The sequence below is a fragment of the Parasutterella secunda genome, from assembly GCF_016901835.1.
In the GTDB taxonomy this organism is placed as follows: Bacteria; Pseudomonadota; Gammaproteobacteria; order Burkholderiales; family Burkholderiaceae_F; genus Aphodousia; species Aphodousia faecavium.
The window spans coordinates 24132-38427 of the sequence record NZ_JACJKX010000008.1 but is presented as its reverse complement, the minus strand read 5'-3'; the positions used below and the strand labels follow the sequence as shown (position 1 = coordinate 38427).

The following is a 14296-nucleotide window of genomic DNA, read 5'->3' as shown; positions in this document are numbered from 1 at the left end:
AACTTTTCAAAGCCATCATGCAAGGCAAAACGCAATACTTGAAAGGAATCAATTGCAATGGGCAGTGTTTTAAGAGCAAAGGCTTTAGCGGCAGACGAGGAATTTATTCCGTCCGAGAAGGCGCCTTTGCTTTTGAACTTTAACGAAAATTCGCTTGGCATGTCAGATTTGGCCAAAGAGGCAGTGATTCGGTGTCTCGATGGTGCATTTCGCTATCCTGATGCGTTGCGCTCGGAGCTTGCTGAGGCGATTGCGGCTAAATTTGATTTGAATGAAAGGCAGGTTGTTTTAGGAAATGGATCATCCGAAATCATTCAAGCGACGATTGAAGCCTTCAGCTTTGCGGCACAAAAACGTGTCGAGCCCGTGCAGCTCATCGTACCCGATCCGACATTTGATTTTGCAGAGCTTTACGCCTCATCCTTAGGAATCAGTGTCGTCAAAGTTCCTTTAACTCAAGGATCTTTGGCTATTGATCTGGAAGCCATGAAGGCTCAAGCCGATGGCTTTGATGGTTTTTCTATTGTCTACCTCTGCAATCCGAATAATCCGACCGCAACGATTACGCAGGCTTCGGTTTTGAATCCTTGGTTGCATCAGGAAAACAGCCGTACGGCTTTTATCGTTGATGAGGCGTATGCAGAATTTGTGACGGATCCGGCTTTTAGAAGTGCCGTAGAAAACGTCAAAACAGGTTCACCAAATGTAGTGGTAACAAGGACTTTCTCAAAGATTTATGCGATGGCTGGTCTGCGCGTGGGCTATGGTTTAGCCGATGCAAAAACGGCGGCCATGATCAGAAACTTTGTCTCGATTGACAATCTCAACGTTGCGGGTGCCGTGGCAGCCCTGGCAAGCTTAAAGGACGAAGCATTTTTCGAAAGAAGTCTTCAAAGCACGAATCTCGCCAGAAAAATCGTGACGGATACACTGGACGAATTGGGCATCCGTTACCTTCCTTCTGAAGCGAATTTCATTTTCCACAAAATCAAAGGTGAACATCAGCTCTACAAAGAACGGATGGCTCAGGCACACGTTTTTGTCGGTCGAGAGTTTGCGCCGGCAGTTGGCTACAGTCGGGTCACGTTGGGAACACCGCAAGAAATGAGAGCTTTTGTTCGTGTACTGAAAAGCTTTCGACAGAAAGACTGGATTTGAGCTTTGGCCGCTATTGATTCGGTTTGTTGTTTAACAATTCTTCAGCATCAACCAGGCGGAGTCCTTCTTCCGAATTTTGTGCCAGTTGTTTCAATTCGGGAGAAAAACCCGAGAGTGAAAAGAGCACGAAGTATTTTTCATCGAAATGAAGCTCTTCAGCTTTTTGTTTCAAAGCAAAGTAATCTCGCAAAGTCATTGGAGAATTTTTGAATTTACACTCACCGAACAGTCCGCTGTTTCCATCAAAAGATGTTGCTAAAAGATCGATTTCAGAGGACTTATTCCACCAACGACCGATATTTCTAGCCAGAAACGGCAAGTCATTTTTTGCGTTTTGAGCCCACAAATATTGCCGACAGATATCTTCGAAAGGAAATGAGGCAACCTCATTGAGCTCAGGCTCAATCAAGTGTTCCCATAGTTGCTCCGCCCCTCCCATCGTTAATAGATCAAGATTGGACCAAACGTAGCGATACCAAAAACTGATGAACGGATCCCCAAGTCGATATAACCCTCTTTGCCTGATCGTCTTCTGTTTAACAGGTATGTCAATGGAAAATTCTCGTCTGATAAACCCCATTTCTTCAAGGCTACTCAAAAATCTAGGGAGATTGGCAGAAAGGATTTCCGTTTTGGAAACTATTTCAGAAAATTTTGTCGCCCCACAAGCTACCGCGGTCAGTATGTCGTTGTACCGGGAAGGATCTCGGCATTCTTGGTGAATGAGAGTAGCAGGATAATCCCACAGCCGGCCGCTAGGGCTCAGAATTGTTTCAATGATATTTTTTTTGAGTGAGTTGCTGTCATCAAAACAGCTTAAACAATAGGGAGAGCCGCCTAAAACAGCGTATGAAAGAATTTTGTCGCGGGTACTGAAGTTAGGAAAAAATTCCATGGCTTCCGAATAACCCATGTTACTTAATTTAATGGTACGAGTGGCTCGTCCATACAGAGGACTCTTTTCTCCCAAAACCTCTTTTTCCATGAACGACATGGAACTGCCGCAAAGAACGATCATCAGATTTTTCTGACTTAATTTGTGATCCCATAAGTGCTGAAGCAATGATGCAAGAGATGGATTGCCTTGCACCATATAAGGAAACTCATCCAAAATCAGGAGGAATTTTTCCTTGCCGGCCAGTTCAGAACATTGCTCAAAGGCTGTCTCCCAAGTTTCAAAACTTGAAACATACCGCCCTAATGGCGCTCCCGCAGCAATGACACGTCGACTGAAATCTTGTAATTGAATCGGATCGCTGACTTGTTTGGCAGAGTAATACAACGAAGGCTTGTCTTGACAGAATTTCGACAGCAAAGAAGTCTTTCCGATGCGGCGGCGCCCATAAAGTACAACAAGCTCAGCCTGATCGGATTGGTAGGCAGTTTCTAATGTGTTGAGTTCCTGAACACGTCCGAAGAATTTGAACATAATCTACTATCACATAAAAATACTATTTTTGAATAATAGTATTATATGGTAATAGTAAATAACAAACTACTTTAAAAAACTGCCTACTGAACTGACGACTATCTTAATGCGGCAGGCGTTTGATCAAAACAGAGGTGTCGCTTCGACCGTCACCCTTGGCTTGAAGTTCACCGTAGAACTGATCAATTAAGGCAACCGTGGGCAGGCTTGAACCGTTTTTCTTGGCTTCAGCCAGGCATAGCCCCAGGTCTTTTCGCATCCAATCGATGGCAAAACCGAAATTAAATTGCCCGTCAATCATCGTGCCGCCACGGTTATCCATCTGCCAGCTCTGCGCAGCGCCTTTGCCGATCACATCAAGCACGAGTTTCATATCCAGTCCGGCATTAAGTCCGAAAGCGATGGATTCGGATAGTGACTGAACAATACCGGCGATGCAAATTTGATTGCACATCTTTGCGAGTTGCCCGCAGCCTACTTCGCCAATGCGGGTCACGGCTTGCGCAAACGCCATAACGGTGGGGCGAGCCGCATCAAAGGTTTTTTCATCGGCTCCGCACATCACGGTAAGGACGCCGTTGATGGCTCCGGCCTGACCGCCTGAGACCGGTGCGTCCATGAAGTCAAGCCCCAACTCGCGGGCTTTGTTTGCCATTTCACGGGCCACTTGAGCGCTGTCGGTCGTGCAGTCAACTAAAACAGCACCCTTTTTCATGCCGGCAAAGGCGCCCGTTTCACCCAAAAGCACACTTCTGAGGTCATCGTCGTTTCCTACACAGGTAAACACATAATCAGCCCCTTGAGCCGCCTCTTTCGGGGTTGCTGCAGCTTTTCCCGTGTACTCAGTTACCCATTTTTGAGCTTTGGCACCCGTGCGGTTATAAACCGTCACGCGGTGGCCGGCCTGCGCAAGGTGTCCTGCCATCGGATAGCCCATGGTGCCCAAACCGATAAACGCAACCGTTTTGGCTTCGCACTTTTCGTAAATCTTTCCCATTTTCGGCTCCTTGATAGAGAAAGCGCTCGAGCTTTTTTGTGCTCAAGCGCTTGAAACTATGCCCGGTGATTAACGAACGCCACGTTCTTTAATGGTGGCTTCGGCAATCTGCACGCACTTACGGGCAAGCGTGGCTGTCGGGTCAACGATGGCGACCTTTTTACCCGCCACTTCAAAATCGTCCTGTTCATGGAAGATCAAGGGCAATTCCGTGCAGCCCAAAATGAGCACGTTGCAGTCGTAAGTCTTCACAAGGTACTCGGCTCCGCGATACAGATCATCGTAGCATTCGCCCGTTGTGTAGCCGGCCTTAGCACCTTTGGGACCGTAGATGGCTTTCATGACGCTGGCCTGATGGTCTTCGTCAGGCGTAAACATCTTCATGCCCATCTTGTCGGCTTTCTGACCATAGATACCTGTAGCAATGGTGCCGCTTGTGGCCATGAGGCCCACTCGGGCGTCTTTACCGAACTTGGCCTGAATTTCATCGAGCATGGTCTGCTGCATGTCGATAAAGGGAACGTCTAAGTGGCGAAGCAGACGAGGCAAGAAGGCGTGCGCCGTGTTGCAAGGAATGATGATGTAGTCGCAGCCGTCCTTTTGCAGGCGCTTGGCACAGTTATACATGGCGATTGTAGGATCAGGGCCGCCGTTTAAGAGGCAGGCCGTACGGTCATCAATCTGCGGATTTTGTTCGATTACGACCTTGAAGTGTTCCTGGTCGGTCTTTGCGGGCGTAGCCTTCACGATCTTGTCATAGAGGTCAACCGTGGCGGCCGGTCCCAAACCGCCGATCAAACCCAGCTTAAAGGGTTTGGGAAGTTTTTCCGTGCTGTGGGCAAGCGCCGCCTTGGCAAAGGCTTCAAAAACGTCCATGACGGGTAAACCCATCTCCTGGAGGGCGGGCGTATTGATGGCAAACTGCGTGCAGTTGGGGATGATGACTTCAGCGCCGCTTTCAATTAAGCGACGGCAGATGGCTGCGAGTTCTTGGGCAGCTTCATCGCTTGCCCCTTCGGCACGAATCTTTTCACGCAAAACATCGAGCGCTTTGTTCTCCTCCTCGGTGGGCAAGACCATCTTTAAGTGAGAGGACAGTTCACAGGCACCGGTGGCGCAGTCACCGGCATTGCCCGCATCCAACACACCCATGACAGGGGCCTTTTCGCCCATTTGGCTCATCAAAGCAGCTTTCATATCCAGAATCGGCGTTTGAATTTCGCGCTGGATTTCATGGATGTAGGAGCCACACTTGAAATCGGGCACGAGAATCAGATCGGCACCCATTTCCGCGAGCAATTCGGCTTCATTGAAAATAAAGATCTTTCTGTCGCTGACAGCAAAGACCGGATTGGGATCGATTTTGAAATTGTCTTCGGTCATGATGACGCTTACGTCATCGTCGCCCAAAGCCAATAGGCGGGTCTTCACTTCCATGGCGGCGCGGCGGTTTAAACCCGCCACGATACCGAGAGTTTTCTTTTGATTCATCAATCGTACCTCTTCATCAAAAACAGTTAAAAACTTGCGAGCACACACAAACCCAACGGTTCGAAATTTCTCGCTCCGCTACCCTGAGTGTAATACAATCCGAAAGAGTCTACGGATTAATTTTTTCGACACAAAAGACGGCTTTTCAGAGATGGCTAAACAAAAAGAAAAAATATTGGTAACGGGCGGAGCAGGGTTTATCGGTTCGCACTTTGTGGATGCGGCTCTAGCCTCCGGGTACTCGGTTCTTACAGTCGATAAACTTGACTATTGCGGCAATCTCTTAAATCTGCAAAAAGCTCTAGACAATAAAAGCCATCGATTTATTCAAGCCGATGTGGGAGATGCCCAAGCGATGGCGCAGGCTCTTAAAAGCTTCAAACCTCATGTGGTGGTGCATCTGGCAGCCCAAACGCATGTAGACCGCTCTATTGACGATCCCCAGTGTTTTGTCGATAACAACGTAACGGCCACTCAACGTCTTTTGGAAGTGTGTCGTCAATACTGGAAGGCGCTTCGCGGGGAGAAAAAAGAGCGTTTTCGCTTTATTTATGTCTCCACCGATGAAGTGTACGGGTCGCTTAACGCCGGTGATGCACCTTTTTCACTACAAAGCCCCTATCGCCCCAGCAGTCCCTATGCGGCAAGTAAAGCGGCTGGCGAAATGATTGCTCTGAGTTACTGGCGCACATTCGGCTTTCCTACGGTGGTTGAGCATGCCTGCAATAACTACGGTCCTCGTCAATACCCGGAAAAACTTTTACCCTTGATGATCGATCGGGCCCGAAGCGGATTGACGCTTCCCGTTTACGGCGACGGGCAGAATATCCGCGAATGGATGTACGTGACCGATCATGCCCGGGCACTTTTAAAGATCGTGGAAAAAGGCGAGGCCGGTCGCACCTACAATATCGGCACGGGAGAAGAAGTGCCCAACATTAAACTCGTCCGAGCCTTGTGTACGTTGATGGATTCGGCCTGCCCGGGACTGCTCCCCTTTGAAGAGGCGATTACTTTTGTGAACGACCGCCCGGGGCACGATTTCCGCTATGCGATGGATAGCCGTGAGAGCGCGGCTGCACTTGACTTTAAACCGAGTGTGAGATTAATTGACGGGCTGCACAAAACGCTTTACTGGTATTTGGAAAACGATGAGTGGCTCAATAGTGTGAAGTCCGGTTGCTATCCCGAATGGACCAAACGATACGGAAAATAACCATGCGAATTGAAAAAACGGACTTTGAGGGATTGTTGCGTATTTTCCCCGAGGTGCATCGTGATGATCGGGGGCTTTTTGCCGAGTTGTGGCAGGCTGCGCGCTACGAGGATCTGTGGCCGGAATTATCTTTTGTGCAGGACAATTTTTCTGTTTCCAAAAAAGGAACGCTCAGAGGATTGCATTTTCAAAAAAAGCACCCGCAAGGCAAACTCATCACGGTGCTCGAAGGCGAAATTTTCGATGTGGCCTTGGATTTACGGCCGAGCTCGAAAACATTCGGACGTGTGTATACGGTCAGCCTCTCAGCCGATGATCTCAGCCAAGTCTATATCCCTGAAGGTATGGCGCACGGTTTTTTGACGTTGTCGCCTGTAGCGCGTGTTTTCTACCGCTGCACGGATTTTTACTACCCGGACGATGAAGCGGGAATTTTGTTTAGCGATGCCAATTTGGGTATCCGCTGGCCTGAAGTCGGTGAATTAACCGTGTCAGAAAAAGACCGGCGGGCGCAGACTTTTTTTGAGTGGCGGCAAAGCGTAGGTCTTTGAGATTTTTTCTGCTCTTTTTTGGCACAATAGTGCCTTTTCTTTGATAGTGGCGAATTTGAAATGGTGAGCTATATTGACAAACTCAATCCCGAACAAAAATCAGCTGTAACGCTGCCGGCTCAAAGTGCTTTGATTCTGGCCGGTGCCGGTTCCGGCAAGACGCGAGTATTGACCACTCGCATTGCTTGGCTCATTGAAGAGCGTATGGCAAGCCCCATGGAAATTCTTGCGGTCACTTTTACCAATAAGGCCGCTAAAGAAATGCTCACCCGTATTCAGGCCTCAATTCCTGTGAATACACGCGGCATGTGGGTGGGGACTTTCCACGGCTTGTGTAACCGCCTTTTGCGCAAGCACTACAAGGAAGCAGGTTTGCCGCAAACGTTTCAGATTCTCGATCAGACCGATCAGCTCTCGGCCATTAAGCGCCTGATGAAAGCGCACGGGATCAGCGCCGATGAGTATCCGCCTCGTGATGTGCAAAACTATATCGGCAGCGCTAAAGAAGAGGGGCTGCGCGCTAAAGACATGACTGCCGAATTCGGCAAAAAGGAAAATTTCGCCAAAATCTACAAACTCTATGAAGAGCAGTGCGAGCGCGAGGGCGTGGCCGATTTCGGTGAGTTGCTTTTAAGAAGTTATGAGTTGTTGGCACGAAATGAACTCATCCGCCGTCACTATCAGGATCGTTTCCGTTTTATTTTGGTTGACGAGTTTCAGGACACGAACCGTCTGCAATATAAGTGGTTAAAGCTTCTCGGAGGCTTTTCGCCTGCCGGTGTTCGTGAGTTTGACGGCAACTGCGTGTTTGCTGTGGGCGATGATGACCAGTCGATTTACGCCTTCCGAGGTGCGCACGTTGGCAATATGACTGATTTTCAGAGAGACTTTCAGATTCGCCACCTCATTAAACTTGAGCAGAATTACCGCTCTTTCGGTCATATTCTCAATGCCGCCAATGAGTTGATCGCTCACAACGATGACCGTTTAGGCAAAGACTTGTGGACCGATTCCGGCGACGGGGAGCGCATACGCGTTTTCCGCGCAAGCGACGATCGCGACGAGGCACAGTACTGCGTGCAGGAAATTCGAGAAGCGATTGCCCGCGGCGTGAAAAAGCATGAAATCGCTATTTTGTATCGCTCCAATGCACAAAGTCGGATCATTGAACAAACCTTAGTGGCTTCCGGTATTCCCTATCGCGTGTATGGCGGCCTTCGCTTTTTTGACCGCGCTGAAATCAAACACGCCTTGGCCTATTTGCGTTTGATTGAAAATCCCAAGGATGACACGGCCTTTTTACGCGTAGTGAATTTCCCGATGCGCGGGATTGGCGCCAAGAGCGTGGAGACCCTGCAGCAAAAAGCTATTGAGGCCAATGTGAGTCTTTATGAAGCTGCGCAGACTCTAGAGGGTGCTGCCGGCACCAAGCTTCGCGCCTTTACCGAACTCATTGATGCCATGCGCTTTGAGTACTCGTGTTTGCCATTACCGGAAATGATTGCGGCGGTGGTGGATCGTTCAGGCCTTACCGATCAATACAAAAAAGAGAGAGAGGGTCAGGAGCGGCTTGAGAACTTGGAAGAATTGCAAAGTGCGGCTCAGGCCTATCTCAAAGAAGAAGGAATCAGCGTCGATGCCCGAAGCGATGAGGTAGAGGCCGATGGGGCAGACGATGAGATGACCTCTCTTGCGGGCTTTTTGTCTCATGCGGCGCTTGAGGCGGGAGACAATCAAGCTCAGAAAGGCGAAGAAGCCGTTCAATTGATGACCGTGCATGCGGCTAAGGGCTTGGAATTTGACGTGGTCTTTATCACCGGACTGGAAGAAGGCCTTTTCCCGCATGCCAACAGTGCTAATGATCCTAAAGGCATGGCTGAAGAGCGGCGCCTTATGTACGTGGCCATTACGCGAGCAAGAAAAAATCTTCACCTGACCTTTGCCTTGTCGCGAATGCTTCGCGGTCAATACATGGACTCTGGTCCGAGTCAATTTTTAAATGAAATTGATGAGGAGCATCTGCTCTTCCTTTACGATCGCAGACGTTCGATGGCCATTGAAGATGAGGACCAGTCCTTAAGTTGGGACGACGGCTATTCATCTTCTCGCTCATCAAGACGATCAAGCGGTTATCGCTCGGGCGGATACGGCTCTTCGCGCTACGGATCCTCTTCAGGTTTTAGCCGAGGCACGTACAGCGCCGGCACGGGTTTTGCCCGCGCGAAGATGGATCCGGCCGTGAAGAAAATGGCAGCCAAAGCCGAATTCAAGGGCTTTTCAATCGGCAACCGTGTGCGCCACGCGCGATTTGGTGAGGGATCGGTTGTGGGGTTGACCGGACTGGGTAACGATGCTCGGATTCGGGTTCAGTTTGATGAGGTAGGAACAAAAGAATTGTTGTTGTCCTTGGCAAAACTCACAAAGATATAGGTTGACATAGCGGACCAACTTCGAAAAAAAGAAAAAGTTTTATTGTAGGGCTTGCAAAGTTAAAAATCCTCTGATAATATACGCAACTCGCAACAGGCACGTAGCTCAGTTGGTTAGAGCATCACCTTGACATGGTGGGGGTCGTTGGTTCGAGTCCAATCGTGCCTACCAAAATTTTTGAAAAAGGAATCTGGTTTCAGGTTCCTTTTTTGTTTTCGTGCGCCTGGCGGCGCACTGTCTTTCGCTCATTCGGCGTGCCGCACAAGTGCTTCTTTCGTGACTTTTTCAACAAAATCAAAAATACCGCTTTCTACTCGATCTGCGTAGCGTTTCCGAAAATTTTTGGAGACGATGCCGTTCAGATCCAAACATCCGTTAATCAGGTGGTGCAGGATCGTTTCTCGAATGTCGTACCTTTGACTCACCGCCCGATGAATTTCGTCGAAACACATTAAGTAGTTAACCTCTTGGCGCAGGTGTTTGTCCAACGCTTCTTGTGCCATTTCCAGCCCGAATTCTGCGCAGGAAGTTGCGTCCCAGTAGCGGTAGATCGCCGGACTTCCTTTGAATCGAAAGTCGAAGTCATGATCGGTAATCCACATGACTGACCACAAAGCTCGACTGGGTTTTGAGAATTCTTCCAATGTGTTCAGGTATTTTTCTTCCGACGATTTCATTGCAACTGAGACGGGCAACAACTGCCCTTTTTGCAATTGCCCGGACGAACACAGTTGCCGATGAAAGAGAAAGCGCGAAAGTCTGCCGTTTCCATCCATAAACGGATGCAAAAACACGAATCCAAAAGACGTAACAGAAGCCGCAATAACAGGGTCGACTTGTTTCGGAAGTTGATTGGCCATATCTAAGAACGCGGCCATTAAGTCTTCCAGGCATTCCGGACTCGGGGGAACGTAGGAGACGCCCAGGGCGCCACGTCCGCCGTTTGAGAGCCAATTTTGTTCCGTGCGATAGGAAAAGGCCATATCGAAAGGATTGGAAATGACCTGATTCTGGAGGTCACACAGATAGTCTTCTGTTAATGGAGTATTGTCATGGGCGTGCTCTAACAGTCTGACAAAGCGTTCAGATTTGCTCATGTCAGGCTTTTCGCCTTCGATTGCATAACTGCTTTCCGTTTCACTTAAATAGGCCCACTGCAGAGCGCGATCAGCATTGACTCTGCCGATTTGAGTCAAATAATCCCGCACACGATCCAACACGTTATTTTCTAGGGCAGCTTGAATTTTTTCAGTTTTTTCCACCGTCGGACAATAATGTAAATTGCCCAATCCGTTGAAAATAACACGCCACTTCGTATTTTTAATTCCGCAGCCGGTGACATATCGATTCTCATTAAATAGTTTGATATAGCGAGTATTGGCGGGAATCGTGACGGGCAGTTCTTTGCCATTGAAAAATTCCCATAAATAGCCCAATTTCCGCTGATAACTCCCGGACAGTTTTGAACTGATGGAATTTAATAGTGATTCTTCTGAGATGTGACGCAACGCCTCAGACAATATCTGCAAATTAATGCCTTCGTGTTTGAGGGCAAAAAGGACATGTCCGACCAAATCGTCCGGTTGCAGTCGATATCGACTCGGGACTAGCAATATGGCATCTTTGCGGATCAAACTGGTGACGGATGCACTCAGTTCAGCGGCAACCTTCGGCTCAAAAACAGCTAATTGCAGTTTAGACTTCAAAAAGCTGTATCCAATTTTTTTGTCATTTGACTGAAAATCGGTTGAAAAAATCATAGACAACTCAAAAAAAGTTAATTTTTAAAATATTTATAAATATTTTATTCAATTTGCAGAAATATCTTGAATTTTTATTCAAATTAAGAAAATCCATAAAATTTTGCTCAAAATTTGAAATTGAGAGTCTTTTATGACAATGGTGATAAAAATCTCCGTTACAGTATGCTAATTTTCGATATTTTTAGCCGTTTATAACGGAGATTTTTATAGTTTTAAGGTGTGAGGAATTAATATTTTGAAGTGTTCTTCAAAAAACAAAAAGTAAGAAATGTCCCAAGATTTTTTAATTTCAGGCGTCAGTCTTCGTTAAAAACAGTCTGTCTGGTCTTTTGCCACTGAGGTAAAACCGTGACCAATAAAAGAATGCACGCGATAGCGAGCAATACTGCTGAAATAGGACTTGTTAAGAATACAGAGGGATCCCCTCTGGACAGGAGCATGGCGCGCCTGAGGTTTTCTTCCATCATCGGGCCGAGAACAAATCCGAGGATAAGGGGAGCAGGTTCACAACGAAGTTGGTAAAAGACGTACCCCAAAATCGCAAAGGCACTCATTAACACAATATCGTAGACGTTGTAATTGATGGAATAAACCCCGATTGCACAGACAGCGATAATGGCAGGATACAAAAGGCGGTAGGGGATTTTAAGCATCTGTACCCAAAGGCCTGCAAGCGGCAGATTTAAAACCACCAAAAAGAGGTTTCCGATCCACATGGAAACGATCAGTCCCCAGAAAAGCTCCGGATTGGTGTGCATGACTTGCGGGCCCGGGGTAATGTTTTGAATGATTAAAGCACCCATTAAAAGAGCCATCACCGCATTAGAAGGAATTCCTAAAGTAAGCATAGGAATGAAACTCGTTTGTGCGCCCGCGTTATTGGCGGCCTCAGGCCCCGCTACTGCACGGATGTTGCCTTCGCCTACCTTCGGTTCGTTATCTTTTTTGATTCGTTTTTCAACCGTGTAGGCCGCAAAAGAAGAAAGCATGGCGCCGCCCCCCGGTAAAAGTCCCAGGAGACTACCTAAAACCGTGCCGCGAGCCATGGCGCCCGCGCTTTCGGTAAGGTCTTTTTTATCGGGCCAAGGTGACGAAATGGGTATGGTGTGATAAGAAGGGCTTGCGACCATGACCTGCAGGTTTTTAACGATTTCAGCCACGCCGTAAAACCCCATGGAAATCACGGCAAAGTCAATTCCGTCCTGAAGAGTAAGTGTATCGAGCGTGAAGCGCAGCTCCCCGGTATTGATGTCGGTGCCCACCAATCCTAATAAAAGTCCGGTGATGACCATGGCAATGGCCTTTAAGATGTCGCCGTTGGAAAGCGCAACGGCGCCGACTAAACCCAGTACCATAAGGCTGAAGTATTCAGCGGCACCGAAATAAAGTGCGACCTCGGAAAGTACGGGGCTTGCCATGGCAATCAAAAGCGTGGCTACGCAGCCGGCGGCAAAACTTGCAAGCGCCGCCACGCCCAGTGCACTGCCCGCACGACCTTTGCGTGCTAATTGATGACCGTCAATGCAGGTAACAAGAGAGGCCGCTTCTCCGGGAATGTTCATAAGAATAGCGGTGGTGGAGCCTCCGTATTGGCTGCCGTAATAGATGCCTGCAAGCATGATCACGGCAGCAGTCGGGTCAAGGGCGTAAGTAAGCGGCAACAAAAGCGCAAGAGTCGCCACGGGTCCCAGTCCCGGGAGGACTCCCACCAATGTGCCGATCAGTACCCCTAAAAAGCAGTAGCCGACATTGGCAAGCGTCAGAGCGCTTTGAAAACCGATGAGAAGGTGGTTGATGAGGTCGGTCACGCTTACCACCCTTGAGGCCAGAGGTTAATTTCCAAACCGATGCCTCCCACAAAGATAGCGATCATCAAAAGATCGATCACCAGCGTTAATGCGAGTGCTTCTTTAATGGTGCGCTCCTGCCAAGCAAATGATGAAATAAAAACCAACAGGGAAAGTGAAGCCAGAAGGCCGGCGGGTTCAAGCAGGAAGGCAAAAAGTAAAAGCGCTGTCGTCAAAATCAGGACTTCTTTGAGGGCAAAGCGGTAGATCACTTCATGAGGACGCTTTTTTGAAAAAGTTCCTTTGAGACTGATGAGTAAACCTAAAAAGATCAGGGCATAGCCCAAAAGCCTCGGGAAGTAGCCCGAAGCCATGCGAGAAGCTTCTCCCATGGGTAAGTCGCTGCCGGCCAGAACAAAGCTCAAGCCAATCGCAGCAAAAAATAATCCCCCGATTGTGTCGCGGGACAGACGAGCATTAAACATCGGTTAAATACGAAGCGTTTTGAGAAACGAGAGGTATTTTACCTGCTCCGACTCAATCCATTTTGCATAGGCTCGGTGGTCTAAAAGTCTGACGGGACCGGCCGAGCGTTCAAACCGCTCGCGGGTTTTCGCGTCGCTTAAGATTTTTTGAATTTCAAGGAAAATGTCTTCTCTGACTTTTTCAGGTGTTGACTTGGGAGCGACTAAGCCGAACCAAGTGGAGACATCACAGTCAATGCCAAGTGACTTTAAGGTTGGAGCTTTTATTTCAGGCAACGCTTCGCCTTGTGTTTGAGCGAGCACTCGAAGTCTGCCGTCTGCGATGGCCGCTCGGGCGCTGCCGAAATTATCAAACATCAGATCCGTCTCACCCGAGAGAACGGAAAGTTGAGCTGCCATCGCTCCCGCATAGGGTACGTGCGTGGTATTCAGAGACTGCGAGGCAAGAATGGCATTGACAATGTGGCCGGCTGAGCCCGTGCCGCCCGAGGCGCAATTAAGTTTCCCAGGGTTGGCCTTAATGTAGTCAAAGAGGTCAGCTGCATTGTTGATACCGATTTTTGCCATGGTTTTTTCGGTCATGACAAGTACATTGGGGGCGTCACTTAAAAGACAAACGGGCGCAAAGTCTTGCGGCCGGTAGGGTAAATCGTTAAATAAAAGGGGATTGACCACTAAAGTGGCGAGCGCCCCGATTGCCAGTGTTTTGCCGTCAGCATCGGCCGCTTTGACTTCCAACATGCCTCGGGCACCGGCCGCGCCCGGGCGATTATCCACAATCACGCGTCCGTGAGTTTTCTTTAATGCTTCGGCCAGAATACGCGCGGCTGCATCAAGGGGGCCGCCTGCCGGATAGGGCACGACTATTTTCGTGCTCCTGGGGCGGGCCAGTGCGGGCGTACTCAGAGCGGCTAAAGCCAATGAAAAAATTCTGCGTGTGAGCATAGTCGAAAGAAATGAAAACACTTCTCTAATTGTAGAGTCGAAAA

The 14296-nt window shown here is 48.7% G+C and carries 11 protein-coding genes and 1 tRNA gene; 5 read left to right on the top strand and 7 right to left on the bottom strand.

Annotated features, from left to right (window positions below):
• Nucleotides 1-57: 57 nt before the first annotated feature.
• A complete protein-coding gene (locus H5985_RS05420; RefSeq protein ID WP_205050297.1) occupies nucleotides 58-1158 on the top strand; it encodes a pyridoxal phosphate-dependent aminotransferase in 1101 nt (366 codons plus the stop codon).
• A 10-nt stretch (nucleotides 1159-1168) separates the two neighbouring features.
• Here the strand turns inward: H5985_RS05420 and H5985_RS05415 are convergent, their stop codons facing one another.
• From H5985_RS05415 to cuyB, 3 genes are all read right to left on the bottom strand, one after another.
• Entirely contained in the window at nucleotides 1169-2587 is a 1419-nt protein-coding gene (locus H5985_RS05415) for an ATP-binding protein (protein WP_205050296.1), read from the bottom strand.
• Between the two features lie 103 nt (nucleotides 2588-2690).
• A complete protein-coding gene (locus H5985_RS05410) occupies nucleotides 2691-3584 on the bottom strand; it encodes an NAD(P)-dependent oxidoreductase (protein ID WP_205050295.1) in 894 nt (297 codons plus the stop codon).
• Nucleotides 3585-3653: 69 nt separating this feature from the next.
• Complete coding sequence (cuyB, locus tag H5985_RS05405; RefSeq protein ID WP_205050294.1) at nucleotides 3654-5075, bottom strand: cysteate racemase; 1422 nt, start codon at nucleotides 5073-5075, stop codon at nucleotides 3654-3656.
• A 151-nt stretch (nucleotides 5076-5226) separates the two neighbouring features.
• Here cuyB and rfbB point away from each other — a divergent pair, with 151 nt between their 5' ends.
• The 4 genes from rfbB (at nucleotide 5227) to H5985_RS05385 (ending at nucleotide 9443) form a co-directional block, all read left to right on the top strand.
• On the top strand, nucleotides 5227-6291 hold the full coding sequence (gene rfbB, locus H5985_RS05400) for a dTDP-glucose 4,6-dehydratase (protein WP_205050293.1): 1065 nt from the start codon (nucleotides 5227-5229) through the stop codon (nucleotides 6289-6291).
• A gap of 2 nt (nucleotides 6292-6293) precedes the next feature.
• The gene (rfbC, locus tag H5985_RS05395) at nucleotides 6294-6842 is read left to right on the top strand and encodes a dTDP-4-dehydrorhamnose 3,5-epimerase (protein ID WP_205050292.1); all 549 of its coding nucleotides are present in this window, start codon (nucleotides 6294-6296) and stop codon (nucleotides 6840-6842) included.
• A 60-nt stretch (nucleotides 6843-6902) separates the two neighbouring features.
• Nucleotides 6903-9272 (top strand): UvrD-helicase domain-containing protein, encoded by a 2370-nt coding sequence (locus H5985_RS05390; protein ID WP_205050291.1) that lies wholly within the window; start codon nucleotides 6903-6905, stop codon nucleotides 9270-9272.
• Nucleotides 9273-9366: 94 nt separating this feature from the next.
• Nucleotides 9367-9443: transfer RNA gene (locus H5985_RS05385), tRNA-Val, on the top strand.
• A 74-nt stretch (nucleotides 9444-9517) separates the two neighbouring features.
• Here H5985_RS05385 and H5985_RS05380 read toward each other — a convergent pair.
• The 4 genes from H5985_RS05380 to H5985_RS05365 all read right to left on the bottom strand — a co-directional run bounded on the left by H5985_RS05380 (nucleotide 9518) and on the right by H5985_RS05365 (nucleotide 14228).
• Nucleotides 9518-10978, bottom strand: a complete 1461-nt coding sequence (locus tag H5985_RS05380; protein WP_205050290.1) for a Fic family protein — start codon at nucleotides 10976-10978, stop codon at nucleotides 9518-9520.
• Between the two features lie 353 nt (nucleotides 10979-11331).
• Entirely contained in the window at nucleotides 11332-12843 is a 1512-nt protein-coding gene (locus tag H5985_RS05375) for a tripartite tricarboxylate transporter permease (RefSeq protein WP_205050289.1), read from the bottom strand.
• A 2-nt stretch (nucleotides 12844-12845) separates the two neighbouring features.
• On the bottom strand, nucleotides 12846-13307 hold the full coding sequence (locus H5985_RS05370) for a tripartite tricarboxylate transporter TctB family protein (RefSeq protein ID WP_205050288.1): 462 nt from the start codon (nucleotides 13305-13307) through the stop codon (nucleotides 12846-12848).
• Between the two features lie 3 nt (nucleotides 13308-13310).
• A complete protein-coding gene (locus H5985_RS05365) occupies nucleotides 13311-14228 on the bottom strand; it encodes a Bug family tripartite tricarboxylate transporter substrate binding protein (RefSeq protein ID WP_205050287.1) in 918 nt (305 codons plus the stop codon).
• Nucleotides 14229-14296 lie beyond the last annotated feature (68 nt).